This window comes from Lentzea sp. NPDC036955, assembly GCF_055608005.1.
On sequence record NZ_JBVJRC010000007.1, the window covers coordinates 521,859 to 546,593 of the forward strand.

Genomic DNA, 24,735 nt, shown 5'->3' on the forward strand with positions numbered 1-24,735 from the left:
GATGCCACTTGGACCGTCAGAGTGGTGCGCATGACCACTGACGTGCAGCTCTCCCCCACCCCGCGCAGCACCGTCGTCCGCGGCAAGAAGAGAGCGGTCGAAGACCGCCGGGTGCTCTACGACATCCTCGACGCCGGACTGGTGTGCCACCTCGCCGTGGAGGTCGACGGCGCCCCGTTCCTCATCCCCACCGCGTACGGGCGGGACGGCAACCGGATCTTCCTGCACGGCTCGACGGGCTCACGGTCCATCAGGAGCATGCTGGAGGGCAAGCCGGTGTGCGTGTCGGTCACGCTCGTCGACGGCGTCGTCTACTCGCGCTCGGTGTTCCACCACTCGATGAACTACCGGTCGGCGATCATCCACGGCACCGCGCGGGTCGCCGAGGACCCCGAGCACGCGCTCAAGGTCATCGTCGAGCACGTCACCCCTGGCAGCTGGGACTACGCGCGCCGGCCCAACCGGAAGGAGCTGGCCGCGACGGTCGCGCTGGAGCTCGACCTGACCGAGGCCAGCGTGAAGGTGCGCGACGGCGGACCCGGCGAGGACCCGGAGGACCTGGCGGCGAACCTGGTGTGGGGCGGGCACATGCCGCTCCTCACGACGTGGGGCGCGCCCGTGCCGCACGAGACGGACAAGCCCGTCCCGCCGCACGTCAGCGCACGGGGCCGTTGACCGGGTCGTAGCGGTACGGGGTCATGGCGCGCGAACCGTGCCGGTACACGTGGACCGACACGGCCGGGTCGACGCCGTCGTTGCGCACGTGGTGCACGTAGCCGGGGCCCCACACGCGCGACTGACCGGTGTGCAGCGTGTGCACGACCTGGATCTTCGTCGTCACGACCTCGGTGAGCACGCCGCTGACCACGGTGAACGCACCGGTGGTCACGGCGTGGTCGTGCAGGGAGGCCGTCTGACCGGGGAGCCAGCTCATGAGCCAGATCTCCTGGTCGGCGGTCTTCTCCACCAGCGTCGAGAAGCGCTCCTCCGGGTCGTAGCGCAGCAGGTGGGCCCACCGGGAGCGGTCGGCGGCGACCGCCAGCGCCACCCGGACGGGGTGCAGCAGCGCGGAGCTCTCGGGGAGCACGACGGTGTTCTCGGGAACGGCGAACATGGGAAGAACTGTCCTAACCATGGCGAATGCGCGAAAAGAGGACGCGGGACTATCGCCAGGTACAACACAGAACGCGGGAGGACATGTGGGAGAGGGTCCCGGAGCCGGGACCCCCCGTCAATCCAGTCCCAGCGCGTGGGACACGTCCGCGACCAGGTCCCGCGTGTCCTCACAGCCGGCCGAGAAACGCACGAGACCTGGGGAAACGGGGTCGCCGAACTGGGCGCGCCGGTCGGCCGTGGAGTGCAGGCCGCCGAACGACGTCGCCGCCGACACCACCCGAAGGCGTGACAGGAACTCGTCCACCGCCTCCGCCGACTCCAGCTCGAACGTGAGCACGCCGTTGAACCGCCGCATCTGCCGCGCCGCCACCGGGTGCGCGGGGTCCTCCGGCGCACCCGGCCACCGCAGTCCCCCGACCCGGCCCTTCAGCAGTTCGTGGAGCGCCGCCGCGTTCTCCGCCTGCCGCGCGAGCCGCAGGTCGAGCGTCGCCAGGCCGCGCAGCGCGAGCCACGTCTCGAACGGTCCGGGGATGGCACCGTTCGACGTCCGCGCGGTCCGCACCCTCTCGGCCAGCTCGGCGGAGGCGAGCGTCACGTGTCCGAAGAGGACGTCGCTGTGCCCGGACACCGCCTTGGAGTCCGACGCCACCACGACGTCCGCGCCCAGCTCCAGCGGCCGCTGCCCCAGCGGGGTCGCCGTCGTGTTGTCCACGGCCAGCAGCGCGCCCGCCGCGTGCGCCGCGGCGGCCAGCTCCGCGATGTCGCACACGTCGAGACCGGGGTTCGACGGCGTCTCCAGCAGCACGAGCGTGACGCCCTCGAACGACGGGTATGGCCCGGCCGTGGGCACCTCGACGACGTTGACGTCCATTTCGGACACCACGCGCCTGGTGAGGAAGTAGCCGTCCGACGGCACCGCCAGCGTGTCCCCCGCGGACAGCACGGTGCGCAGCAACGTCATGATCGCGGCCATGCCGGACGGGAAGATGACGCACTCCCCGCCCTCCAGCGACCCGAGCGCGTTCTCCAGCGCCCGCCAGGTCGGGTTGCTGACGCGACCGTAGAAGTCGTCGCCACCGAGGTGGTACGCCGACGCGAACACCGGCTGCGCGCCGAACGGTTCGCCGGGGGAACCCTGCACCGCGTGCACGACGCGCGTGCCGTCACCGAAGGTCTCGTTCACTGGCGCTCGTGCTTCCTGTCTCGTCCCAGCAGCGCGGCACCGAGGTCACGCGCGCTCAGCCCGTCGTGGCACACCATGTGCACGCCTTCGGTGATCGGCATGTCGACGCCGTTGGCGCGGGCCAGCTCGCGGATCGACGAGCACGACTTCACGCCCTCGGCGACCTGGCCGTGCGCGGCCTCCTGGGCCTGCTCCAGCGTCTCGCCCTTGCCCAGCCGCTCGCCGAAGGTCCGGTTGCGCGACAACGGCGACGCGCAGGTCGCCACCAGGTCGCCCAGCCCGGCCAGCCCGGCGAAGGTCAGCGGGTCCGCACCCAGCGCCGCACCGAGCCGCGCGGTCTCGGCGAGCCCGCGGGTGATGATCGACGCCATCGTGTTGTTGCCGTAGCCCAGGCCCGCCGCCATGCCGCACGCCAGCGCGATGACGTTCTTGCACGCCCCGCCGAGCTCGCAGCCGATCACGTCGGTGTTGGTGTACGGGCGGAAGTACGAGTTCGAGCACGCGTGCTGCAGGTCGACCGCGCGGTCGTGGTCGGTGCACGCGATGACGGTCGCGGTCGGCTGCCCGACGGCGATCTCCTTGGCCAGGTTCGGTCCGGACACGACGGCGACCTGCGCGGGGTCGGCACCGGCGACCTCGCTGATCACCTCGCTCATCCGCTTGAGCGTGCCCAGCTCCACGCCCTTGGACAGCGACACGAGCGTCGCGTCCGGCGGCAGCAGCTCCTTCCACGCCGACAGGTTCACTCGCAGCGTCTGCGACGGCGTGGCCAGCACCACCGCGTCGGCACCGTCGAGCGCCTTGGCCGGGTCCGCGGTCGCCGCCAGGTTCGCGGGCAGCGAGATGCCCGGCAGGTACCCGGAGTTCACGCGGGTCTCGGTGATCTCGTCGGCCACCTGCTGCCGGCGCGCCCACAGCACGACCTCGGGACCGGAGTCGGCGACGACCTTCGCGAAGGTCGTGCCCCACGAACCGGCGCCGAGCACCGCGACACGTTCGATTGCCATGTCAGGCCTTCCTCGGTCCGTAGAAGCCCGCCGGCGCCTGCTCCTGGCGGATCTCGGCGAGGCGGTCCTTGACGCTGCCCATCAGCAGGTCGGTGACCTCCCGCAGCAACGGCAGCGTCTCCTCCTTGCCGCGGTAGGCGGACAGGTCGACCGGCTCACCGACGAGGTGGGTGATCGTCTTGCGCGGGAACGGCCGGAACTTGCGCTGGTAGTGGTTGTAGAGGTCGAGGGTGCCCCAGCGGGCGACCGGGATGACCGGGCCGTCGTGCTGCAGCGCCAGCCGTGCCACGCCGGTGCGCGAGTTCGCGGGCCAGCCGTCGGGGTCCCTGGTGATCGTGCCCTCCGGGTAGATCACCACCACCTGGCCGTTCTCCAGCGCCTCGTGCGCCGCCCGCAGGCTCTGCTGGGCGTCGGAGGTGCCGCGGTAGACCGGGATCTGCTTCGCGCCCTTGAGGATCGAGCCCATGACCGGCACGTTCCACAGGCTGTGCTTGGCGAGGAAGTGCGGCACCCGGTAGCTGCGGTGCACGAACACGGCGTCGTAGCACGGGTCGAGGTGCGAGATGTGGTTCATCACGAGCAGGGCCGCACCTTGGCGCGGGATGCGGTCCTTGTGCAGGATCCGGTGCCTGCCCAGCACGAACGACATCGGGTAGACGATCGCCGCGGCGACACCGACCCAGAAGCCGCCCTTCTCCCGTTTGGCCACGTGGCCTCTCCTCACCTGCGTAGATCTGCGCCCATGCGCACATTAGTCGCCAGATCGTGGACTATGACGAGGTGCGGGATGAAGTCGACCTCGTGGTTCCGGTCAAGACGCTGGACAGGGCCAAGACCAGGCTGAGCAGTGCCACCGGCGGCGATCCGGTGTCGCACGCGGCGCTGGCGCTGGCGCTCGCCCTCGACACCGTGAGCGCCGCTCTGGCCACCCCCGGTGTCCGGCGCGTGGTCACCGTCACATCCGACCCGGCGGTGGCCGCGGAGATGGCCGCGCTCGGCGTCGCGGCGCTGCCGGAGCCGCCCGAGCCCGGTCTCAACGAGGCGCTGCTGCACGGCGCCCGGTCGCTGCGGTCGCACCGGATCGGGGCGCTGCAGGCCGACCTGCCCGCGTTGCGGTCCGGCGAGCTGCAGGCGGCGCTGGTCGCCGCCGACGGCAGGCGCGCGTTCGTCCCCGACCGCCAGGGCACCGGCACGACGCTGCTGCTCGCCGCACCCGGTGGTGAGCTCGACCCGCGCTTCGGCGCCGGCTCCGCCGGGCTGCACGAGCGGTCCGGCGCGGTCGCGCTGGCCGGACCGTGGCCGTCGCTGCGCTGCGACGTGGACACGGAGGAGGACCTGCGGCTGGCGCGGACCCTCGGGCTGGGCCGGCACACCGCGAACGCCTTGCCCGCCTGGACAACCTGAGCGGCTCACACGCGTCCTCGGAGGTGATCCACGACCTTGGGGACCAATGCGAACTCTGATCGGACTGGCGGTGCTCACCGCCGTCGCCGGCTGCGCCACGGCACTGCACCTGGACCGGCCGGACGGGTACACCGCACCGAGCAAGCTGCTGTCGTGCCGCGCGGAGCTGCCCGCGGACTGGAAGGACCAGCTGTCCCGCAACGGGACCGAGGTGGGTTCGCACGAACACGTGAGCGTCGTCGCCGCTGACGGCACCGCGGGCACGACGCTGGTGAAGACCAAGCGCAACCGCACCACCGAGCTCGTGCTGCGCGACCGGAGCAAGCGCCAGCAGGTCATGGCGGCGCAGGACGACGCGCAGATCTCGGACGTCGAGTTCGACGGCCGCTGGGTCACGTTCGCGACCGCGCCCGGCCAGGAGAGCCGCGACCTCACGATCTACGCCTGGGACTCCCAGAGGGACGGCGCACCCGTCGAGCTCGCGGGCCGCAGCGCTCCCGTGCTGCACAACGGCAAGGCCGCGTGGTCGGACGCCGGCGAGGTCCACCTGCACGACCTCGCGAAGAAGAAGGACACCGTCGTGGGCAAGGGCAAGTCGCCGGCGTTCTTCGGCGACATGCTCGTCTGGACGCAGGACGGGAGGTTCCGCGCGGTGCGGACCGACCGCGGCGAGGCGGTGGTCCCGGAGCCGCTGGCGACGGCGGCACCCCGCGGTGACGTGGCCTCGGACGGCCGGACCCTCGCGTGGGCGCAGGAGGACGAGCTGTTCGCCTGGCGGGCGGACTGGCCACGGCCGCGCAGGATCGCCGAGATCGAGGCGGTGCCGAAGACGGAGGGCATCGTGCTCCCGCGCGTCAGCGGCGACTTCGTGTCGTGGCGTTCGGAGTCCTCGTACGTCACGGACGTCCGCAGCGGCACCACCGTGCACACGACCGAGGACGACTACTGGCTGGAGGTCCACGGCGGCGCGCTCACCCGGCGCGGCCGCGACGTGGCGGCCGCCGCTCCCCTGTCGGCGCTGTCCGCACTGCCAGCCTGCTGACACCGTGACGAACGCCACGAATCAGTTACTCCGAGCAACGCAACGGGAACCCTCAGCACCTTTACATCCGTATCCCCCGAAGTAACCCCCTGGCGACGTGCCCCCGACGTCGTGTTCCCCGACGCGTTCCCGAGGTGTTCTGAGTTGTCTTCGTTGACGCACGCCGACTACCTGGCGTTGCGCCGCTTTCCCGCTCTCGACGGCCTGCGCGCCATCGCCGCCGTGCTCGTCGTGTTCTTCCACTACGGCGGCCCCGACTGGTTGCAGGGCTGGGCCGGTGTCCAGATGTTCTTCGTCCTCAGCGGTTTCCTCATCACCACGCTGATGCTGCGCGAGGAACGCAGGACCGGCCGGATCTCGCTCAAGGAGTTCTACCTGCGCCGGGCCTTCCGGATCATGCCGGTGTACCTGGTGGTGCTGGCGGTCGCCGCGGTCAGCTCGGCGCTCTACGGCACGTTCACGAGCAACGGGATCGGCCCGTCGCTCAAGTACTTCCTCACGTTCACCAACGAGTTCGCCGACAACAGCCCGTACGGCCAGTCGTGGTCGTTGGGCATCGAGCAGAAGTTCTACCTGGTCTGGCCGTTGGTGGCGATCGCGCTGGGCACCGTCGTGCTGCGCCGCCGCGCCGGTGCCGCGCTGCTGGGCATGCTGCTCGCGCTCGTCGCGGTCAACTTCACGGTGGGCCACGGCAACCCCGGCTGGCCGCTGCACTACTTCTCGATCCTCACCGGCGTGCTGCTGGCCGTCGCGCTGCACAGCCCGCTCGGCTTCGCGGTGCTGCGGCCGCTGACGAACCGCGCGGCGCAGCTCGTCGTCCCGATCGGATTCGCCGGCGTGCACCTGGCCGTGAAGCCGATGGCCGCGTTCCTCGACGGGCTGGCGGGTATCCCCGGTCACGTCCTGGTCATCCCCGTCTACGCGGTGGCGACCGCGGTCCTGCTCGCCGCGCTGGTCTCGCCGGGACCGGTCACGACCCTGCTGTCCACCCGGCCCATGCAGTTCGTGGGTGAGCGGTCGTACTCGCTCTACCTCGTGCAGACGGTCGCGGCGACGGTCATCTGGTTCTTCTGGCCCGAGCTGTCCGGCACCGGGCAGGCCGTGGCGGTCACCGCGCTGGGGCTGGCGCTGGCGAGCGTCCTGTACCGCGCGGTCGAGATCCCGATGATCAACCTCGGCCGCCGGGTGATCGCCCGCCGGCGCGTCCAGGAGGCGGACGTGCCTCAGCAGGGCGCTCCGCAGGCCCCCGCTCCGCAGTCGCCGGAGTCGGCGCGGTTGGCGACCATCGGGCAGGCTCAGCCGTAGAACGGGTTCGGGGCGAGCGGCACGGGTTCCCGGTCGCTCTCCCCGGCCGATCCGGCTCGTGCCCCGCAGGGCGGCGAACCCGGCGGGTGCTCGCGGGCCGGTCTTGGCGTCCGACCTGCCCAACCCCGCCGTCCACAGGAACGAGCACCCGTTGATGCACGCGGACGTGCCGGTGGGCAGCACCCCGAGTCCGGCCGGGTCCACAGCAGACACGATGTTGTGCCTTCGACGCCCCAAGTTCCCCCCTGGCTCTGCCGGCATCTGCAAGTACCACCAACTCAACATCAACAGGCGTTCCGGCTGGTCCGGTTCGGTGACGTCGGACGTCGTGAGGCCGGTCTCCACGCCGGCCCGGCGGCGCACCGGTTCGGCCGGTCGGGTCCGGACGTCTATCGTTCTGCTCCGTGCAGGCGACGGTGTCCACGTTTGACGGTGATGGTTCCGCGGTGGTCCTGCGGGACGACGGCGTTCTGCTCGACGTGAGCGCGGAAGCGGTCGCGGCGGGTGGCTGGCGGATGCTGCGCCCTGGTCAGCGGGTGACGCTCGAACGCGATGCCGACGGCGTCGTGACGGCCGTCCGGCCGCCTGTTCTGTGACGAGGAGTTCACCGGTCGGACGTTCTCGGCGGGGGCGCGCACGCCGATAGTGCGGAACAATGCGGGGCGTGAGCACGGAGAACACTGACGGCAAGCCGACACCTCCCCGGCGTCGAGCCACGCGGAGCAAGGCGGCGGAGACCCCGCCCGAGGCGACCACGCGCAAGCAGCCGCGCGCGGCCACGAGGCGGGCGTCCAACCCACCGCGGCGCAAGACCCAGCCCGCGCAGCCGGTGGCGACGCCGGTGCGGGGTGTTCCCTCCGCACCGCCCGCCGTGACGTCGAGCGCGCTGCCGACCGACCTGCCCGACGACCGCTACCTCAACCGGGAACTGTCCTGGTTGGACTTCAACTCGCGGGTGCTCGCGCTGGCGGAGGACTCCTCGCAGCCGCTGCTGGAACGGGCGAAGTTCCTCGCCATCTTCGCCTCGAACCTCGACGAGTTCTACATGGTCAGGGTCGCCGGGCTGAAGCGGCGGGCGGAGACCGGTCTCACGGTGCGCAGCGCGGACGGGCTCACGCCGCTCGAGCAGCTCGTGGCCATCTCCAAGCGCTCGCAGGAACTGGTGGAGCAGCACGCCCGCGCGTTCCTCGACCACATCAGGCCCGGTCTGGAGGAGCACCGGATCAGCATCGTGACGTGGGGCGACCTCACGGACTACGACCGGCTGCGGCTCTCGAACTACTTCAGCGAACAGGTCTTCCCGGTGCTCACGCCGCTGGCCGTCGACCCCGCTCACCCGTTCCCGTACATCTCGGGGCTGTCGCTGAACCTCGCCGTGACCGTGCGCGACCCGCAGGGCGGCGGCGAGCGCTTCGCACGCGTGAAGGTGCCGGACAACGTGCCGCGCCTGGTGCGGGTCGAGTCGGACCGGTCCTCGTCGTCGGCGACGTTCCTGCCGCTGGAGGAGCTGATCGCCGCGCACCTGGGCGAGCTGTTCGCCGGCATGCAGGTCATCGAGTGCCACGCCTTCCGGGTGACCCGCAACGCGGACCTGGAGGTCGAGGAGGACCGCGACGAGGACCTGTTGCAGGCGCTGGAACGCGAGCTCGCGCGGCGCCGCTTCGGCCCGCCGGTGCGCCTCGAGGTGGCCGACGACATGACCGAGCACATGCTCGAACTGCTGCTGCGGGAGATGGAGGTCGACCCGCACGACGTCGTGACCGTGCCGGGGCTGCTCGACCTGTCGTGCCTGTGGCAGCTCTACGGCATCGACCGCAAGACGTTGAAGGACCCGGCGTTCGTGCCGGCGACGCACCCGGCGTTCGGTGAGCGGGAGACGCCGAAGAGCGTGTTCGCGACGCTGCGCGAGGGCGACGTCCTCGTGCACCACCCGTACGACTCGTTCTCCACGTCCGTGCAGCGCTTCATCGAGCAGGCGGCGGCCGACCCGTACGTGCTCGCCATCAAGCAGACGCTGTACCGCACCTCCGGCGACTCGCCCATCGTGGACGCGCTGATCGACGCGGCCGAGGCGGGCAAGCAGGTCGTGGCGCTGGTGGAGATCAAGGCGCGCTTCGACGAGCAGGCGAACATCAAGTGGGCCCGCACGCTGGAGAAGGCGGGCGTGCACGTGGTGTACGGCCTGGTGGGCCTGAAGACGCACTGCAAGACCTCGCTGGTGGTGCGCCAGGAGGGCTCGACGATCCGCCGCTACTGCCACATCGGCACCGGCAACTACAACCCGAAGACGGCGCGGCTGTACGAGGACGTCGGCATCCTCACCGCGGAGCCGACGATCGGCGCGGACCTCACGGACCTGTTCAACGTGCTGACCGGGTACGCGCGCCAGGACGAGTACCGCTCGCTGCTGGTCGCGCCCTACGGCGTGCGCAAGGGCATCGTGGAGCGCATCAACCTGGAGATCGAGCACGCGCAGGCGGGCCGTCCGTCCGGTGTGCGCATCAAGGTGAACTCGCTCGTGGACGAGCAGGTCATCGACGCCCTGTACCGCGCGTCGCAGGCCGGTGTGCCGGTCGACGTGGTGGTGCGCGGGATCTGCGGCCTCAAACCCGGCATCAAGGGGTTGTCCGAGAACATCAACGTGCGGTCGATCCTCGGCCGGTTCCTGGAGCACTCGCGCATCTTCCAGTTCGTCGGCTGCGACGAGTTCTGGATCGGCAGCGCGGACATGATGCACCGGAATCTCGACCGGCGCGTCGAGGTCGCCGTTCGCGTGACCGATCCGCGGCTCACGAACCAGCTTTCGAACATCTTCGTCTCGGCATTGGACCCGCACACCCGCTGCTGGGTGCTGCGCGCCGACGGAGAATGGGAACCATCGCCCTCGGACGGCACGTCCGTGCGCGACCACCAAATGGAACTGCTGCACGAGCACGGAGCCCTTGGGTGATCAGAGCTGCCGGTGCGGTGCTCTGGCGCGACGCCGACGGGGACGTCGAGGTCGCGCTGGTCCACCGCACGCGTTATGACGACTGGTCGTTGCCCAAGGGGAAGCTCGACGACGGGGAGACCATCCCGCAGTGCGCCGTGCGGGAGATCGCCGAGGAGACCGGGTACGCGTGCGTGCTCGGCCGGCACCTGAAGCAGGTCTCCTACGACGTCAAGGGCGTGCCGAAGACGGTCGACTACTACGCGGCCGAGGCCGTGTCGGGGTCCTTCGCGGTCAACGACGAGGTCGACGAGCTGCGCTGGCTGCCGGTCGCCGAGGCCACCGCGCTGCTGACCTACGAACCGGACCGGCTGGTGCTGGCCGAGTTCGCGCGGCTGCCCGCGGACCTGCTGCTGGTGCTGCTGGTGCGGCACGCGAAGGCCGGCAAGCGGTCCGAGTGGGAGGGCGACGACGACCTCAGGCCGCTCTCCGACGCCGGGTGGCGGCAGGCCAAGGCGTTGCGAGCGCTGCTGCCCCTGTGGGCGCCCACGCGCGTGCACACGGCCCCTCGGGTGCGCTGTGCGGACACCGTGCGGGGTGTGGCCGCGGACCTGGACGTGGAGGTGGTCGAGGAGCCGCGGCTGTCCGAGGAGGGCTACTGGCCCGACCCGGAGGCGGGGCTGGTGCGGCTGCTGGAGGTCGCGGCTGACGAAGGCAGGGCCGTGGTGTCGTCGCAGGGCGGGGTGATCCCGTCCCTGGTGCAGACGCTGGCCGAGCTCGGGGGTCTGCGGCTGCCGGAGGTCCCGTGCAAGAAGGGCAGCACCTGGGTGCTCGCCTTCACCCGCCCGTTCGGCTCCTGGTCCACTTCGGACGCGCCTTCGCGCTGGCCAACGCTGGTGTCGGCGCATTACCTGGCCTCGCCGCTGCCCCGTCCCTGAGACCGTTCCGGCCGCGCTCGCACCGCCGCCGTCTTCTCGCCCGACGAAAGTTCGCCTCCGGCAACTGAGTGGGCCGGGAAGGCGGCGGTTTCGCTTGTGCGGGGGTGCGTTCGGAAGGGCCGAGCGTTATTTGTATTGGCGGAATGGAGATTGGCGGCGCCATCCGCGCCGCGAGCTCACGCCTGCGAACTCAGCGCCGGTTCCGGCCCGCACCGGCGAACACGAAGGCCCCGGTGTGCGCACACCGGGGCCTTTCGCATGATGCTGAAGTGACGCAGCCTCCTCTCCGGGAGGCCCGTCTCACTTCTTCTTGGCAGCCGTCTTGCGAGCAGCCGGCTTGGCCGCGGCCGTCGTCTTGGCAGCGGGCTTCGCCGCGGCCGTCGTCTTGGCGGCGGGGGCCTTCTTGGCCGGGGTGGCCTTGGCAGCCGTCGTCTTCGCAGCCGTCGTCTTCGTGGCGGCGGCGGCCTTGGTGGCGGGCGCCTTCGCGGGCGCCTTGGCAGCCGTGGTCTTCGCCGCGGCGGCCGTGGTGGTGGTGCGACGGGTCGCGGGCGCCTTGGTGGCGGCCGCGGCCGTGCGCGTGCGCGTCGTGGTCGCGCGGGTCGTCGCGGCCTTGGTCGCCGGAGCCTTGGTGGCCGCGGGCTTCGCGGTGGCAGCGGCGGCGGCGGGCTTCGCGGCGGCCTTGGCCGCAACGGCCTTCGGCAGCTTCTTCGCACCGCTGATGACGTCCTTGAACGTCGAGCCGGGCCGGAACGCGGGCACGTTGGTCTTCTTGACCTTCACGGTCTCGCCGGTGCGCGGGTTGCGCGCAGTGCGAGCCGCGCGGGCACGCTTCTCGAAGACGCCGAAGCCCGTGATGTTGACCTTCTCGCCCTTGTTGACGCTTCGCACGATCACATCGACGAGACCGTCAACAGCAGCACCGGCAGTCTTCTTGTCTCCGAGGCGCTCGGCGAGCGCCTCGATGAGCTGGGCCTTGTTCACCTTCAGTCCCTCCCAGGACGCTCACGGCCCTAGCTCGGGCCGACTAGAACGCAACGGTAGGCCCAAATCGCGGGAAATACCAATCGCCACGCCAAAATTTTCGTTGTGGCGTGGCTAATTGCGCCCCTTCGAGGGACTCCGGGCGCCGGATTCGCCCCTCTCAAGGGGAGAATCCGGCCCCCTCTCAGACCGCCGGAAGCGGATCCGTTGTGGGCAACCAAGTCTGGCGATTGCCCTCGAAATCGCTGATCTCGGCCTCGTGGCGCAGTGTCAAAGCGATGTCGTCGAGGCCTTCCAGAAGCCGCCAGCGGGTGTAGTCGTCGATCTCGAAGGGCGCCACCAAGTCCTTGGCGCGGACGGTCTTGTCGGTGAGGTCGACGGTGACCGGGGTGCCGGGTTCCGACTCGAGCAGCTTCCACAGCAGCTCGACATCGGACTGGGAGCACTGGGCGGCGACGAGGCCCTGCTTGCCCGCGTTGCCCCGGAAGATGTCGGCGAACCGGGACGAGACGACCACCCGGAAGCCGTAGTCCATCAACGCCCAGACGGCGTGCTCGCGGGAGGAGCCGGTGCCGAAGTCGGGGCCGGCCACGAGCACGCTGCCGGCCCGGAACGGCTCCTGGTTGAGGATGAAGTGCTCGTCACCGCGCCAGGCGGCGAAGAGGCCGTCCTCGAACCCGCTGCGGGTCACGCGCTTGAGGTAGACGGCCGGGATGATCTGGTCGGTGTCCACGTTGGACCTGCGCAGCGGCACACCGACGCCGGTGTGGGTGGTGAAGGCGTCCATGGTCAGTTCTCCAGGTCTGCGGGGGCCGACAGGGTGCCGCGCACGGCCGTCGCAGCCGCCACGAGCGGGGACACGAGGTGCGTGCGGCCGCCCTTGCCCTGCCTGCCCTCGAAGTTGCGGTTGGAGGTCGAGGCGCTGCGCTCGCCGGGGGCGAGCTGATCCGGGTTCATGCCAAGGCACATCGAGCAGCCGGCCTGCCGCCACTCGGCGCCCGCGTCCAGGAACACCTTGTCCAGGCCCTCGTCCTCGGCCTGCCTGCGCACCCGCATCGAACCGGGCACGACGAGCATCCGCACCCCGGAGGCGACGCGCTTGCCCTTGATGACGTCCGCGGCGGCCCGCAGGTCCTCGATGCGCCCGTTCGTGCACGAGCCGAGGAAGACGGTGTCCACCCGGATGTCGCGCAGCGGCATGCCGGGCTCCAGGCCCATGTACGACAGCGCCTTCTCGGCGGCCACGCGCTCGTTCTCGTCGGCGATGGCCTCCGGGTCGGGAACGCTCGCGCCGAGCGGCAGGCCCTGACCGGGGTTGGTCCCCCACGTCACGAACGGCGTGAGCTCGTCGGCGTCGATCGTCACCTCGGCGTCGAAGGTGGCGTCGTCGTCGGTGCGCAGCGTCCGCCAGTACTCGACGGCCTTGTCCCAGTCCGCGCCGGACGGTGCGTGCGGGCGGCCCTCCAGGTAGTCGAAGGTCGTGTCGTCCGGCGCGATCATGCCGGCGCGGGCGCCCGCCTCGATCGACATGTTGCAGACCGTCATGCGCGCTTCCATCGACAGGTCCTCGATGGCGGCGCCGCGGTACTCCAGGACGTAGCCCTGCCCGCCGCCGGTACCGATCTTCGCGATGACGGCGAGGATGACGTCCTTCGCCGTGACGCCCGGCTTGAGCGCTCCCTCGACGTTGATCGCCATCGTCTTGAACGGACGAAGGGGCAACGTCTGCGTCGCCATCACGTGCTCGACCTCGGACGTGCCGATGCCGAACGCCAGCGCGCCGAACGCGCCGTGCGTGGACGTGTGGCTGTCACCGCACACGACCGTCATGCCGGGCTGCGTGAGGCCGAGCTGCGGGCCGACCACGTGCACGATGCCCTGCTCCAGGTCGCCCATCGGGTGCAGCCGCACGCCGAACTCCGCGCAGTTGCGGCGAAGCGTCTCGACCTGCAGGCGCGACACGGGGTCCGCGATCGGCTTGTCGATGTCGACGGTCGGGACGTTGTGGTCCTCGGTGGCGATCGTGAGGTCGGGCCTGCGCAGCTTCCTGTCGGCGAGGCGCAGCCCGTCGAACGCCTGGGGGCTGGTTACTTCGTGCAGCAGGTGGAGGTCGATGTAGAGCAGGTCCGGCTCCGCGCCACTGCCGTGGCGCACAACGTGTGCCTCCCACACCTTCTCCGCGAGCGTGCGGCTCATCGCGACATCTCCCACAGTCTGGACGTGCCGACAGATCTGGACTTCTCACTGTCTGGGAAGTTAGTATCGGCTTGTGGGACAGCATAGCGGGATCGGCGTGCTGGACAAGGCAGTGGCCGTGTTGAACGCCGTGGCAAAAGATCCGTGCGGCCTGGCTGAGTTGTGCAATCGCACCGGCCTTCCGCGAGCAACAGCGCACCGCTTGGCCGTGGGCCTGGAGGTGCACCGCCTGCTGCGCCGGGGCTCTGACGGCCGTTGGCGTCCGGGTGCGGCGCTGGCGGAGTTGGCGGGTGGTGCGACGGACCCGCTCCTGGACGCGGCGTCCTCGGTGTTGCCGCGGCTGCGTGACATCACCGGTGAGAGCGTGCAGCTGTACCGCCGTGACGGCATGCAGCGCGTCTGCGTCTCGTCGGCGGAGCCGCCGTCGGGTCTCCGCGACACCGTGCCGATCGGTGCCCGCCTGCCGATGACTGCGGGTTCGGGCGCGAAGGTCCTGGCGGCCTGGTCGGATCCCGGCACCCAGCGCGCGGTCCTCGCGGACGCCGTCTACGGCGAACGCACGCTCTTGGAGGTCCGCCGCCGCGGCTGGGCGCAAAGCGTCGCAGAACGCGAACCAGGCGTCGCCTCAGTCTCCGCTCCAGTCAGAGACTCCTCCGGCGCCGTAGTGGCCGCAGTCTCCGTCTCAGGCCCCATCGACCGCATGGGCCGCCGCCCCGGCGCCCGCTGGGCAGCAGACCTCCTGGCCGCCGCAGAAGCTCTCCAAAGCCGCCTGTAACCCCTCTCACACACAAAGCCCCCGCTACTCAAGGCGGGGGCTTTGTTGCACACCAAACTAATAAGACCCGCCACCGCTCCCATTAATCGGGGGCGAGCGAAGCGATGCCCTGTCTGCCTTCGTTGTTTGTCACCCAAGGGGCGAGCGAAGCGAAGCCCGCACATTCCTCGACGGGAACCCCAACGGGGGGTCCGGGGGCGAAGCCCGCCGGCTGGGGGTCTGGGGGCTCGGCCCCCAGAGGACAAAGCGAAAGAGGCCTGTCAGCGCTTTCCGCTGACAGGCCTCTCCCACCTCTGTAGCCCCGAAGGGATTCGAACCCTCGCTACCGCCTTGAGAGGGCGGCGTCCTAGGCCGCTAGACGACGGGGCCCTAGAACTTCTTGCCTGGAGGAACCTTATCAGATCGCTCTGCCGGTTCCAAATCCGGGCTATTCAGTTCGTTTTCTTGCTTTGCCGAGATTCTCGATCGAGAGCTTACCACTCTCGATTTTCTTCTCAGCAGCTGGGGTACCAGGACTCGAACCTAGACTAACTGAACCAGAATCAGTCGTGCTGCCAATTACACCATACCCCATTGGCTCTCACGATCGTCTTCGGTTCTCGCTGAGTTCCGAAGGCCCTCGTTGCTGCCGGGAGAAATACTAGACCACGTCCCCGCCAGAAGTGAAATCGGCCCCCACCTAACGGCAAAAGCCCAGGTGGGAGCCGGTCTCGGGGAGCGCTCAGGCGGTGGCGGCGGAGAGCTCGCAGACGAGCAGCTCCGGCAGTTCCGCCAGCGTCGTGATGGACGACAGGCCCGTGGGCAGGGTGCCGCCGGTGGGGCCGGTGCGGTTGATCCAGACGCCGTGCATCCCGGCGTCCCTGGCGCCGATGGCGTCGGCGTGCAGCCGGTCGCCGACGTGCACGGTGTCGCCGGGCGGGACGCCCAGTGCGAGGCACGCGGTGTGGAAGATCACGCGGTCGGGCTTGGCGCAGCCGACCTCGCCGGCGATGAGCACGGCGTCGAAGTACGGCGAAAGGCCGAGCTGGGCGATCTTCACGCGCTGGTGGCGTCCGGAGGCGTTGCTGATCGCGGCGATCGGCAGGCCGGTGGCCCGCAGCCAGTCGAGCATGGGGATGACGTCCGGGAACAGGCACCAGCCCGCCGAGAGGACCGCCTGGCGTCCGAGCTCGCGGCGGGTGGCCTCCTCGATCGACAGCTCCTCGCCGAGGGCGGAGAAGAAGGCCTGGGTGCGGATGTTGCGCATCTGCTCGTACTGGAGCTCGCCGGCGAGCTGGCGGGAGACGTGGTCGTCGGTGATCCGCTGCCACAACGACCAAGCGTCGGCGTTACCGACCATCGAGGCCAACGCGGCGCGCGAAGAGGTGCTGTAGTCGACAAGTGTGTCGTCGACGTCCAGGCACACAGCGCGGATCTCGCCGGTTCTCTTACGCGTGAAAGTCGGGGACGCAGTTGTCACCCAGGAAGGTTAGGTGCGTGGGCCCCTCGTCCGATTCGGCTAACGAGGTGATTCCCGTGGGTCCTTGCTCGATCCAGCCGACCTTGAGGCCCCGAACGAACCAGTGAGACTCGTCCGGCCGCCGAATGCAATCGCCCGGACGAGTGTTGTTCGACTACCCCTGGCACCACTCGGAAGGCGGTTGTTCCAGCGGCGCGACACCTTAGCTCCAGTCGCACTGGATCGCACCAGCCGCAACGGTTTCGGGGCCTGGGGTACCAGACAGTCCACAGAGGACTGTCGAGCTGCGGCGCGACCGCGCGACACCCGCCACAGCACGACCGGCTTGACGGCCATGGCGATCAGGAGCATGCTGAATTTATTCAACGAGGGTTGAAAAGAGGGGATCGACATGGAGAGGACCACCTGCCTCGTCGTCGGAGGCGGACCCGCGGGAATGGTGCTGGGGTTGCTGCTGGCGCGCGGGGGCGTCGAGGTGACGGTGCTGGAGAAGCACGCCGACTTCCTGCGGGACTTCCGCGGTGACACCGTGCACGCGTCGACGCTGACGCTGCTCGACGAGCTGGGCCTGGGGCCTGCCTTCGAGCAGGTGCCGCACCAGCTGGTCGACGAGGTCGAGGTGCTGCTGGACGGCGGCCGCAAGGCCACGATCGCCGACCTGAACCGGCTTCCCGGTGCCCACCGGCACATCGCGATGGTGCCGCAGTGGGACTTCCTCGACCTGCTCGCGGACGCGGGCCGGCTGGAGCCGCGGTTCCACCTGCGGATGAGCACCGAGGTCACCGGGATCACCAGGAGCGGCGGCCGGGTCACCGGCGTCACCTACCGGGACCGGGCCGGCGGGCACGAGGGCGAGATCGCTGCGGACCTGGTCGTCGCGGCAGACGGGCGCGGCTCGATCCTGCGCGACGCCGTGGAGCTGCCGGTGTACCGCTTCGGCGCGCCGATGGACGTGTGGTGGTTCCGGCTGCCGCGCACCGAGGACGACCCGGTCCGCGGCGGTGCCGGCCGGTTCAGCGCGGGCAGCGGCCTGGTGCTGATCCCGCGCGGTGAGTACTTCCAGTGCGCGTTCCTGATCCGCAAGGGCACCGACGAGCAGGTGCGCGCGGAGGGCGTGGAGAAGTTCCGCGACCGCCTCGTCACGCTCGTGCCGTGGCTCTCCGACCGGGTGGGGCACCTGACCACCCTCGACGACGTCAAGCTGCTGGACGTGAAGCTGGACCGGTTGCGGCGCTGGCACGTCGACGGTCTGCTGTGCATCGGTGACGCCGCGCACGCGATGTCGCCGGTCGGTGGCGTCGGCATCAACCTCGCCGTTCAGGACGCGGTCGCGGCTGCCGCGCTGCTCGCGAAGCCGTTGCGGCAGGGCGGGGTCACGGGTGCCGTGCTCGCGAAGGTGCGGAGCCGCAGGCTCTTCCCCACCGTGGTCGTCCAGACGATGCAGCGGGCCGTCCACCGGCTGTTCCTCGGGCGCAAGCTCAACAGCACCGAGACGGTGTCGAGCACCGGCACGCCGTTCATGCTCCGGGTGGCTCGGCGGTTCCCGTTCCTGCAGGCCGTGCCGGCCTACCTGGTGGCCATCGGCCCACGTCCGGAGCACGCGCCGGACTTCGCGCGCAGGGCACCGCAGACCATCGTCAGGTCGTGACGAACGCCTCGGAGCTCTCCCCGAGCACCATCGCCACGGCGTGGGCCCGGTCGCGGGCGCCGAGCTTGCGCAGGATCGCCTTCACGTGCGTCTTCACGGTGTCGTTGCTGATGAAGAGCCGCTGGGCGATGCGGGCGTTGTCCATGCCCTTCGCCATCTCGGCCAGCACGTCGAACTCCCGCGCCGACAGCCGGCCGAGCGAGGCGGGCGGCGGCATCCGCGCGGGCAACCGGGCGAAGGACCCCACCCGTGCGTCGATCGTGGCGGGCGCACCCCGCACCGCGGCCGCGATCAGCGGCAGCAGCTCGGCCACGGGTGAGGTCTTCAGCAGGTAGGCGACCGCGCCGGCGTCCAGCGCGGCGCGGGCCCAGCTCGGACTGTCCGCATTGGACAGCACGACGACGCGGGCGTCCGGCCGGTACTGCGCCGTGTCCCGCACGGTGCGCAGCGGTCCGGCGCCCGGCACGTCGAAGTCCGTGACGACCAGGTCCACCGGCACGCCGCGCAGGCAGCGCGCGGCATCGGCCACGGTGTGGGCGATGCCCACAACGCGGAAGGAGTGCGTGCGGTGCAGCGAGATCCGCAGCCCCTCGGTGAGGAGCTGTGAACCGTCGACGAGCAGCACGCGGGTGGACGCGGGGTCCGTCATGACACCGGGAAGTTACTAGCGGGTACCCCGGTGCGTAACCTGCCGAACGCCGGATTGCTCCGTACGGCTACCTATTTGCCACCGGATTGGTGAGCGTGCCAAGGCCGTCCACAGTCACGGAGACCGTCTGTCCGGCCCTCAGCGGTCCCACGCCGGCGGGCGTGCCGGTGAGGATCACGTCGCCGGGCAGCAGCGTCATGACCGCAGAGACGTACTCGATGAGCGACGGGATGTCGTGCACCATCGAGGAAGTACGTCCGTCTTGCTTGACCTCCCCGTCGACCTCGGTGACGACGCGGACGTCCGACGGGTCGAACTCGGTCTCGATGAACGGACCCATCGGGCAAAAGGTGTCAAAGCCCTTGGCACGGGTGAACTGCACGTCCTTCTTCTGCAGGTCGCGCGCCGTGACGTCGTTGGCGATGGTGTAGCCCATCACCACGCCCATGGCCTTGGCCCTGGACACGTCCCGGCACGGCTGGCCGATGATGACGGCCAGCTCGCCTTCGAAGTCCACTCGTTCGGACGCGGCCGGAAGCTTGATCTCCACGTTCGGCCCGACCACCGAGGTGTTGGGCTTGAAGAAGATCAACGGCTCCGCGGGGACCTCGTTGCCGAGCTCCGCCGCGTGGTCCGCGTAGTTCCGGCCGACCCCGATGATCTTGGTGGGCAGGATGGGCGCGAGCAGCCTGACGTCGGCCAAGGGCCACTTGCGTCCGGTGAAAGTCGGTTCGCCGAAGGGGTGTTCGGCGATCTCTGCGGCTTCCTCGCCGTGAACGGCGACGAAAGCTACGCCTTGCGGGTGAGCGATCCTGGCAATACGCACGTACTACACCTTAGATGTGTGAGCCGGAACGCATCGACTTGTGCACCAACGCGTCGCACAGTGCAAGCCAGGAGGCCTCGACGATGTTCCCGTGCACCCCCACGGTCGTCCACTCGCGCTCGCCGTCCGTCGACTCCACCAGCACGCGCGTCACCGCGTCCGTGCCGGGGTGTTCGGTGAGGATGCGCACCTTGTAGTCGGCCAGCTCGACGGCGTCCAACCAGGACAGGTGCGGCAGCAACGCCTTGCGCAGGGCCGCGTCCAGTGCGTGCACGGGTCCGTTGCCCTCGGCGGTCGCGATGACCCGCTCCCCCGCCACGTGCACCTTGACCGTGGCCTCGGACACGATCTCGCCGTCCGAGCGGTGGTCGAGCACGACCCGGTAGGACTCCAGGGTGAACGGCGGGGTGTCCAGTTCGGACAGCTCGCCGCGCAGCAGCAGCTCCAGGGAGGCGTCGGCGGCCTCGAACGACCAGCCCTTCGCCTCCAGGTCCTTCACGCGCTTCAGCGCGGTCCCGACCTCGGTCCCCCGGCCGGCCAGGTCGAGCCCGAACTCACGTCCCTTGAGTTCGAGGCTCGCCCGACCGGCCATCTCGGTGACCAGCACCCGCATGTCGTTGCCGACGGTGTCCGGATCGATGTGGTTGTACAGCTCCGGGTCCACCTTGATCGCGCTCGCGTGCAGACCCGCCTTGTGGGCGAATGCTGACGACCCGACGTAGGCCTGGTGGGTGTCGGGTGCGATGTTCGCGATCTCGGCCAACGCATGGGAGACACGGGTGAGCTCGGCCAGCGCCCCGGTCGGGAGCACCTCCAGGCCGAGCTTGGTCACGAGGTTTCCCACGACGGCGAACAGGTCCGCGTTGCCTGCTCGCTCGCCATAACCGTTGGCGGTGCACTGGACGTGCGTCGCGCCTGCCTGGACGGCGGCGAGGGTGTTCGCCACGGCGCAGGACGTGTCGTCCTGGCAGTGGATCCCCACCCGGAAGCCGGTCTTCGCGATGACGTCGGCGACCGTCTCGGCGAGGCCGAGCGGCAGCTGGCCGCCGTTCGTGTCGCACAGCACGACGACGTCGGCGCCACCCTCCACAGCGGACTCCAGCACGCGCAGCGCGGTGTCCGGGGAGAAGGCGTAGCCGTCGAAGAAGTGCTCGGCGTCGAGGAAGACGCGCCGGCCGTTGTCCTTGAGGAACCGGACGGTGTCGCGCACCATCCGCAGGTTCTCCTCGGCGTCGGTGCGCAGCGCGCGCTCGATGTGCCGCAGGTCCGACTTCGCCACGAGCGTGACGACCGGTGCCTGGGAGTCGAGCAACGCCTTGACCTGCGGGTCTTCCTCCACACGCACACCGGCCCTGCGGGTCGCGCCGAACGCGACCAGCTCGGCGTGCTTGAGCTCCAGGTCCCCCGCCGCCGCGCGGGCGAAGAACTCCGTGTCCTTGGGCAGAGCGCCGGGCCAGCCGCCCTCGATGAACCCGACGCCGAGCCCGTCCAGCAGCCGCGCGACCGCGAGCTTGTCCGTGACGGAGTACGAAATGCCCTCGCGTTGTGCGCCGTCGCGCAACGTCGTGTCGTAGACGTGGAACTCGTCGGCGGGGCCGGCCATCGCGGGTCATCTCCTGTCCAGGACAAACAAAAAGACCCCCCGCGGATGCGAGAGGTCTGCGCGTCGGGTGCCAGGGGCGGCGACTACCCGACGCGCTCGTCGATAATGATGGCGGTGTGCTGAGCCATGACCGGGATGCTGCCACAGCTCAGCACGACGTACCAAGTGACGGGAGGAAATCTCCCACTATCTGGTCACGGGTTCACGCCTGGGACAGGTACCGCGCGAAGGCCTCGATGGAGGCCGGGTTGCGCGGCGACTCGACCAGTGCGGCGTACGGCAGCGCGTAGAACCGCTTGTTCCGCACGGCCGGCGAGTTCTGCAGCGGTGCGTAGCCCTCCAGGAACCGCTGCTTCTCCTGCGGGGTGTTCGCCTCGCCGTCGGCGTAGTCCACGATGAGCACGACGTCGGGGTCGCGCTGCACGACGGCCTCCCAGTTGACCGTGGTCCAGCTGTCGTTGAGGTCGCCGAAGACGTTGTCGCCGCCGGCCTTGGAGATGACGTCCTGCGGGGCCGCGTTCCTGCCGGAGGTGAACGGCTGGTCCTGGCCGCTGTCGTAGAGGAACACCTTGGGCCGCGGCTTGCCGGCCATCAGCCTGCCGGCGTTCTCGATCTGCTGCTGGTAGCCCTTGACCAGCTCCTCGGCCCTGGCCTCGACCCGGAAGATCTTCCCGAGGTTGCGCAGGTCCGTGTAGAGCGCGTCGAGGGCGGGCATGATGCCGCGCTGCTTGCCCACGCCGTTGCGACACGCCTCGGTGAGCTGGTAGGTGGCGATCCCGAGCTGCCGCAACGCGTCCGGGGTGAAGCCGGTGCTCTCGCTGAAGCCGTAGTTCCAGCCGGCGAACACGAGGTCGGCGTTCGCGCCCTGCACGACCTCCTTGGAGATCTTGTCGGACAGGTGCTTGCCGCTGTCGAAGTCGGCCTTCCACGGCGAGGTCCGCACGTCGACGGTGTCGATGCCGTTGACGACGTAGCCGGCCATGTGGTCCCTGAGGCCCAGCGCGAACATCAGCTCGGTGATGCCGGTGTCGTTGGTGACCACTTTGGACGGAATCTTGTCGTAGGTCACCTGCTGCCCGCAGTTGGTGACGGTGACGGGTTCGGTCGCGGAGGTGTCCTGCGCGACCGTGGCGCCGCACCCGGAGACGAGCAGCAGGGCGGCGGTGACGAGTGCGGTTCTCACGGGGTGACCTCCTGGTCGAACAGGAGCTGGGGGACTCCTGTCGTGGGGTGGGCGACCACGTGTGCGGTGACGTGGAAGACCTTGGCGACGAGCTCGGGCACGAGGACCTCCGCCGGGGTGCCGGAGGCGACCACCCGGCCCTCGTCGAGGACGTAGAGGCGGTCGCAGTACGACGCGGCGAGGTTGAGGTCGTGCAGCACGGTCAGGACGGTGACGCCGAGTCCCCGCGCGAGCGCGAGGACGTCGAGCTGGTGGCGGATGTCGAGGTGGTTGGTCGGCTCGTCGAGCACGAGCACGCGGGGTTGCTGGGCGATGGCGCGGGCGATCAGCACCCGCTGGCGCTCCCCGCCGGAAAGGCTGAGGAAGCTGCGGGCGGCGAGGTGCCCGACGTCCACTGTGGCCAGAGCATCGGCGACGACAGCGGCGTCGCGCACGGGGTCGCGGTCGTGCGGCAGCCGGCCCATCTCCACGACCTCGGTGACGGTGAAGTCGAACTCGACCTGCGACTCCTGGGTCAGCGCGGAGAGGTCGCGGGCGAGGCCCTGTCGCCTGTGGACGTTCTCGCCGTCGAGCAGGACCGCGCCGGCGTCCGGTCGCAGCGCCCGGTAGACGCAGCGCAACGTCGTCGACTTGCCGCTGCCGTTCGGCCCGACGATGCCGACCACCTCGTCGCAGGCGTGCAGCGTGATGCCGGAGATGATGTTCCGCACGGTGACGTCGTGCACCTCGACGCGCATCAGCGGCCTCCGAAGACGTACGCCCTGCGGCGCATCAGGAAGATGAAGCACGGCACACCCAGCGCGGCCGTGATGACGCCGAGCGGCAGCTCCTCGGGTGCGGCGAGCATCCGCGCGGCGACGTCCACCCACACCAGGAAGCTCGCACCCGCCAGCGGTGCCAGGGCCAGCACCTTGCGGTGGTCGGCGCCCACGACCATGCGCGTGAGGTGCGGCAGCATCAGCCCGACGAACCCGACGGCCCCGCTGACCGCCACCAGCACCCCGGTCATGGCCGCGGTGACGACGAAGAGGTGCGTGCGGAACCGGTTGACCCTCACCCCGAGCGTGGTCGCGGTCTCATCGCCCATCGCCAGCGCGTTCAACGGCCGCGCCTTGGTCATCAGGTAGGCGATGCCCAGCGCGGTCACGACCGTGGCGACCGGCAACGACCTCCAGTCCGCCCCGCCGAGGCTGCCGAGCAGCCAGAACATCGCCGCCCGCGCCGCCTCCCCGTGCGGTGCCTGGAACACCAGCAGCATCGCCACGGCCGAGAACCCGTAGGCGAGCGCGGTGCCGGTCAGCACGAGCCGCAACGGCGTGAGCGCCCCGCTCGACCGCGCGGTGAGGTAGACGAGCGCGGTGGCACCGAGCCCGGTGAGGAACGCCCCCGTCGACAGCGCGTACACGCCGAGCCCGGACAGCACCCCCATCGTCGCGACCGCCGTGGCACCCACGCTCGCCCCCGAGGAGATGCCGAGCACGTACGGGTCGGCCAGCGCGTTGCGGACCATCGCCTGGATCGCGACGCCGACCGCGCTCAGCCCCGCGCCCACGACGGCGGCGAGCAGCACGCGCGGCAGCCGGATGTTCCAGACGATGTGGTACTGCCCGGCGAGGTGGGCGGGCACGGTGCCGCCGGTGACCGCCTGCCACAGCAGGTCGGCGGTCACGCCGAAGGGGACGGAGACGGGGCCGAGCGCGACGCCCGCCACGATGCTGACGACGAGCACGCCGACGAGCGCGCTGATCTTCCCGATCACATGTGCCCTTCCCGCAGTCCACGGCAGGAGTTGGAGTCCTATGTCTGCCGTGTGCGGGCATTCGGGCTCGTCCCCTGGCCGGGGACCTACCGTTGCGGGTCAGCGCCGGACTTCGACCGGTCTTCCCCCACGCACGACTTCGGGTGACCCTACCTGCGCAAACAGGAAGTTCGAAAATTTCTCCGCTGTGATGTCGATCCGGCGGGGTGCCCGTTCGACCTGTGGACGTCAGCGAGCAGGGCACAACGCAGGGAGACCACCGTGAAGTACATGCTGATCATGCGCGCCACCGACGAGGCCTACGCGAACATGGGCGAGCTCGACTTCGACAAGATGCTGGAGGTCGTGGGCGCGTTCAACGACGAGCTGATCCGGGCCGGGGTGCTGCTCGCCGCCGAGGGCCTCGCCGACCCGTCCGAGGGCGTCGTCGTCGACTTCTCCGCCGAACCGGCGATCGTGACGGACGGCCCGTACGGCGAGACCAAGGAGCTGTTCGGCGGCTTCTACCTGCTCAACGTGTCCTCGCTGCAGGAGGCGGTCGAGTGGGCGAAGCGGATGCCGATGGCCGGGCCCGGGTTCAAGACCGAGATCCGCCGCGTGCCGACGATCGACGAGTTCCCGCAGGACAACGAGTGGATCCAGAAGGAGCGCGCCTGGCGCGAGTCCACCGCCCAGCTGTGAAAGTCACGCGGGGACCTTTCGTGCTCTACAAGAGTACGAAAGCTCCCCGCG

General features: G+C 70.0%; 24 protein-coding genes, 2 tRNA genes and 1 riboswitch. Of the genes, 10 read left to right on the top strand and 16 right to left on the bottom strand.

All coding sequences use genetic code 11. The features are described 5' to 3' along the window. Positions 1 to 30 precede the first annotated feature (30 nt). Positions 31 to 675 (top strand): pyridoxamine 5'-phosphate oxidase family protein, encoded by a 645-nt coding sequence (locus ACZ7CF_RS26210; protein ID WP_470370804.1) that lies wholly within the window; start codon positions 31 to 33, stop codon positions 673 to 675. Here the strand turns inward: ACZ7CF_RS26210 and ACZ7CF_RS26215 are convergent. The 4 genes from ACZ7CF_RS26215 to ACZ7CF_RS26230 all read right to left on the bottom strand — a co-directional run bounded on the left by ACZ7CF_RS26215 (position 656) and on the right by ACZ7CF_RS26230 (position 4,015). Beyond that, positions 656 to 1,114 carry a cysteine dioxygenase gene (locus tag ACZ7CF_RS26215; RefSeq protein WP_360391168.1) on the bottom strand — a complete coding sequence of 153 codons (459 nt, stop codon included), beginning with the start codon at positions 1,112 to 1,114 and terminating at the stop codon, positions 656 to 658. The two genes, ACZ7CF_RS26210 and ACZ7CF_RS26215, sit on opposite strands and share 20 nt — an antisense overlap. A 117-nt stretch (positions 1,115 to 1,231) precedes the next feature. Beyond that, positions 1,232 to 2,299: a cystathionine gamma-lyase gene (locus tag ACZ7CF_RS26220; RefSeq protein WP_470370805.1), complete on the bottom strand. Its 1,068-nt coding sequence runs from the start codon at positions 2,297 to 2,299 to the stop codon at positions 1,232 to 1,234. Beyond that, complete coding sequence (locus ACZ7CF_RS26225) at positions 2,296 to 3,306, bottom strand: NAD(P)H-dependent glycerol-3-phosphate dehydrogenase (protein ID WP_470370806.1); 1,011 nt, start codon at positions 3,304 to 3,306, stop codon at positions 2,296 to 2,298. Before ACZ7CF_RS26225 ends, ACZ7CF_RS26220 begins: the two co-directional genes overlap by 4 nt. Before the next feature lies 1 nt (position 3,307). Beyond that, complete coding sequence (locus tag ACZ7CF_RS26230) at positions 3,308 to 4,015, bottom strand: lysophospholipid acyltransferase family protein (RefSeq protein ID WP_360391176.1); 708 nt, start codon at positions 4,013 to 4,015, stop codon at positions 3,308 to 3,310. Positions 4,016 to 4,086: 71 nt separating this feature from the next. Here ACZ7CF_RS26230 and cofC point away from each other — a divergent pair, with 71 nt between their 5' ends. The 6 genes from cofC (at position 4,087) to ACZ7CF_RS26260 (ending at position 10,924) form a co-directional block, all read left to right on the top strand. Beyond that, a complete protein-coding gene (gene cofC, locus ACZ7CF_RS26235; RefSeq protein WP_470370807.1) occupies positions 4,087 to 4,710 on the top strand; it encodes a 2-phospho-L-lactate guanylyltransferase in 624 nt (207 codons plus the stop codon). Positions 4,711 to 4,756: 46 nt separating this feature from the next. Then, positions 4,757 to 5,752, top strand: a complete 996-nt coding sequence (locus tag ACZ7CF_RS26240) for a hypothetical protein (RefSeq protein ID WP_360391182.1) — start codon at positions 4,757 to 4,759, stop codon at positions 5,750 to 5,752. Between the two features lie 144 nt (positions 5,753 to 5,896). Further along, positions 5,897 to 7,057 (top strand): acyltransferase family protein, encoded by a 1,161-nt coding sequence (locus ACZ7CF_RS26245; protein WP_470370808.1) that lies wholly within the window; start codon positions 5,897 to 5,899, stop codon positions 7,055 to 7,057. Positions 7,058 to 7,473: 416 nt separating this feature from the next. Next, positions 7,474 to 7,653: a hypothetical protein gene (locus ACZ7CF_RS26250; RefSeq protein WP_470370809.1), complete on the top strand. Its 180-nt coding sequence runs from the start codon at positions 7,474 to 7,476 to the stop codon at positions 7,651 to 7,653. Positions 7,654 to 7,712: 59 nt separating this feature from the next. Beyond that, a complete protein-coding gene (locus tag ACZ7CF_RS26255) occupies positions 7,713 to 10,007 on the top strand; it encodes an RNA degradosome polyphosphate kinase (RefSeq protein ID WP_360391191.1) in 2,295 nt (764 codons plus the stop codon). Continuing rightward, positions 10,007 to 10,924 (top strand): NUDIX hydrolase, encoded by a 918-nt coding sequence (locus ACZ7CF_RS26260; protein ID WP_360391512.1) that lies wholly within the window; start codon positions 10,007 to 10,009, stop codon positions 10,922 to 10,924. The genes ACZ7CF_RS26255 and ACZ7CF_RS26260 overlap by 1 nt, the downstream gene beginning before the upstream one ends. Before the next feature lie 300 nt (positions 10,925 to 11,224). Here the strand turns inward: ACZ7CF_RS26260 and ACZ7CF_RS26265 are convergent, their stop codons facing one another. The 3 genes from ACZ7CF_RS26265 to leuC all read right to left on the bottom strand — a co-directional run bounded on the left by ACZ7CF_RS26265 (position 11,225) and on the right by leuC (position 14,101). After that, on the bottom strand, positions 11,225 to 11,905 hold the full coding sequence (locus ACZ7CF_RS26265; protein ID WP_360391194.1) for an HU family DNA-binding protein: 681 nt from the start codon (positions 11,903 to 11,905) through the stop codon (positions 11,225 to 11,227). A gap of 184 nt (positions 11,906 to 12,089) precedes the next feature. Then, positions 12,090 to 12,692: a 3-isopropylmalate dehydratase small subunit gene (gene leuD, locus ACZ7CF_RS26270; protein ID WP_360391197.1), complete on the bottom strand. Its 603-nt coding sequence runs from the start codon at positions 12,690 to 12,692 to the stop codon at positions 12,090 to 12,092. A 2-nt stretch (positions 12,693 to 12,694) separates the two neighbouring features. After that, entirely contained in the window at positions 12,695 to 14,101 is a 1,407-nt protein-coding gene (gene leuC, locus ACZ7CF_RS26275; RefSeq protein WP_360391200.1) for a 3-isopropylmalate dehydratase large subunit, read from the bottom strand. 73 nt (positions 14,102 to 14,174) lie between these two features. On the opposite strand from leuC, the gene ACZ7CF_RS26280 reads away from it, so the two are divergent. Beyond that, positions 14,175 to 14,876: an IclR family transcriptional regulator gene (locus ACZ7CF_RS26280; RefSeq protein ID WP_053736944.1), complete on the top strand. Its 702-nt coding sequence runs from the start codon at positions 14,175 to 14,177 to the stop codon at positions 14,874 to 14,876. A gap of 296 nt (positions 14,877 to 15,172) precedes the next feature. Here ACZ7CF_RS26280 and ACZ7CF_RS26285 read toward each other — a convergent pair. The 3 genes from ACZ7CF_RS26285 to ACZ7CF_RS26295 all read right to left on the bottom strand — a co-directional run bounded on the left by ACZ7CF_RS26285 (position 15,173) and on the right by ACZ7CF_RS26295 (position 16,335). Then, positions 15,173 to 15,245: transfer RNA gene (locus tag ACZ7CF_RS26285), tRNA-Glu, on the bottom strand. A gap of 132 nt (positions 15,246 to 15,377) precedes the next feature. Then, positions 15,378 to 15,449 (bottom strand) — tRNA-Gln (locus tag ACZ7CF_RS26290). A gap of 148 nt (positions 15,450 to 15,597) precedes the next feature. Beyond that, the gene (locus ACZ7CF_RS26295; RefSeq protein ID WP_360391203.1) at positions 15,598 to 16,335 is read right to left on the bottom strand and encodes an HAD family hydrolase; all 738 of its coding nucleotides are present in this window, start codon (positions 16,333 to 16,335) and stop codon (positions 15,598 to 15,600) included. Positions 16,336 to 16,726: 391 nt separating this feature from the next. On the opposite strand from ACZ7CF_RS26295, the gene ACZ7CF_RS26300 reads away from it, so the two are divergent. Next, positions 16,727 to 17,983, top strand: a complete 1,257-nt coding sequence (locus ACZ7CF_RS26300; protein WP_458430574.1) for an FAD-dependent oxidoreductase — start codon at positions 16,727 to 16,729, stop codon at positions 17,981 to 17,983. Here the strand turns inward: ACZ7CF_RS26300 and ACZ7CF_RS26305 are convergent. The 6 genes from ACZ7CF_RS26305 to ACZ7CF_RS26330 all read right to left on the bottom strand — a co-directional run bounded on the left by ACZ7CF_RS26305 (position 17,973) and on the right by ACZ7CF_RS26330 (position 24,003). After that, positions 17,973 to 18,632, bottom strand: a complete 660-nt coding sequence (locus tag ACZ7CF_RS26305; protein ID WP_360391209.1) for a response regulator transcription factor — start codon at positions 18,630 to 18,632, stop codon at positions 17,973 to 17,975. The two genes, ACZ7CF_RS26300 and ACZ7CF_RS26305, sit on opposite strands and share 11 nt — an antisense overlap. Before the next feature lie 67 nt (positions 18,633 to 18,699). Continuing rightward, positions 18,700 to 19,458 carry a fumarylacetoacetate hydrolase family protein gene (locus tag ACZ7CF_RS26310; protein ID WP_360391212.1) on the bottom strand — a complete coding sequence of 253 codons (759 nt, stop codon included), beginning with the start codon at positions 19,456 to 19,458 and terminating at the stop codon, positions 18,700 to 18,702. A 10-nt stretch (positions 19,459 to 19,468) separates the two neighbouring features. Beyond that, on the bottom strand, positions 19,469 to 21,061 hold the full coding sequence (gene cimA, locus ACZ7CF_RS26315; protein WP_360391215.1) for a citramalate synthase: 1,593 nt from the start codon (positions 21,059 to 21,061) through the stop codon (positions 19,469 to 19,471). Positions 21,062 to 21,263: 202 nt separating this feature from the next. Then, positions 21,264 to 22,244: an ABC transporter substrate-binding protein gene (locus ACZ7CF_RS26320; RefSeq protein ID WP_470370810.1), complete on the bottom strand. Its 981-nt coding sequence runs from the start codon at positions 22,242 to 22,244 to the stop codon at positions 21,264 to 21,266. Continuing rightward, a complete protein-coding gene (locus ACZ7CF_RS26325; RefSeq protein WP_360391221.1) occupies positions 22,241 to 22,981 on the bottom strand; it encodes an ABC transporter ATP-binding protein in 741 nt (246 codons plus the stop codon). Before ACZ7CF_RS26325 ends, ACZ7CF_RS26320 begins: the two co-directional genes overlap by 4 nt. Beyond that, positions 22,981 to 24,003: a FecCD family ABC transporter permease gene (locus ACZ7CF_RS26330; RefSeq protein ID WP_458430569.1), complete on the bottom strand. Its 1,023-nt coding sequence runs from the start codon at positions 24,001 to 24,003 to the stop codon at positions 22,981 to 22,983. Before ACZ7CF_RS26330 ends, ACZ7CF_RS26325 begins: the two co-directional genes overlap by 1 nt. A 35-nt stretch (positions 24,004 to 24,038) precedes the next feature. After that, positions 24,039 to 24,181: riboswitch (cobalamin riboswitch) on the bottom strand. Positions 24,182 to 24,264: 83 nt separating this feature from the next. On the opposite strand from ACZ7CF_RS26330, the gene ACZ7CF_RS26335 reads away from it, so the two are divergent. Then, a complete protein-coding gene (locus ACZ7CF_RS26335) occupies positions 24,265 to 24,684 on the top strand; it encodes a YciI family protein (protein WP_360391227.1) in 420 nt (139 codons plus the stop codon). Positions 24,685 to 24,735: the final 51 nt, after the last annotated feature.

Excerpts from the sequence above, each read along its gene's own strand:
- ACZ7CF_RS26210 (WP_470370804.1), top strand. The coding sequence starts at position 31 with ATGACCACTGACGTGCAGCTCTCCCCCACCCCGCGCAGCACCGTCGTC.
- ACZ7CF_RS26215 (WP_360391168.1), bottom strand. The coding sequence starts at position 1,114 with ATGTTCGCCGTTCCCGAGAACACCGTCGTGCTCCCCGAGAGCTCCGCG.
- ACZ7CF_RS26225 (WP_470370806.1), bottom strand. The coding sequence starts at position 3,306 with ATGGCAATCGAACGTGTCGCGGTGCTCGGCGCCGGTTCGTGGGGCACG.
- ACZ7CF_RS26240 (WP_360391182.1), top strand. The coding sequence starts at position 4,757 with ATGCGAACTCTGATCGGACTGGCGGTGCTCACCGCCGTCGCCGGCTGC.
- ACZ7CF_RS26255 (WP_360391191.1), top strand. The coding sequence starts at position 7,713 with ATGCGGGGCGTGAGCACGGAGAACACTGACGGCAAGCCGACACCTCCC.
- leuD (WP_360391197.1), bottom strand. The coding sequence starts at position 12,692 with ATGGACGCCTTCACCACCCACACCGGCGTCGGTGTGCCGCTGCGCAGG.
- leuC (WP_360391200.1), bottom strand. The coding sequence starts at position 14,101 with ATGAGCCGCACGCTCGCGGAGAAGGTGTGGGAGGCACACGTTGTGCGC.
- ACZ7CF_RS26300 (WP_458430574.1), top strand. The coding sequence starts at position 16,727 with ATGGAGAGGACCACCTGCCTCGTCGTCGGAGGCGGACCCGCGGGAATG.
- ACZ7CF_RS26305 (WP_360391209.1), bottom strand. The coding sequence starts at position 18,632 with ATGACGGACCCCGCGTCCACCCGCGTGCTGCTCGTCGACGGTTCACAG.
- cimA (WP_360391215.1), bottom strand. The coding sequence starts at position 21,061 with ATGGCCGGCCCCGCCGACGAGTTCCACGTCTACGACACGACGTTGCGC.
- ACZ7CF_RS26325 (WP_360391221.1), bottom strand. The coding sequence starts at position 22,981 with ATGCGCGTCGAGGTGCACGACGTCACCGTGCGGAACATCATCTCCGGC.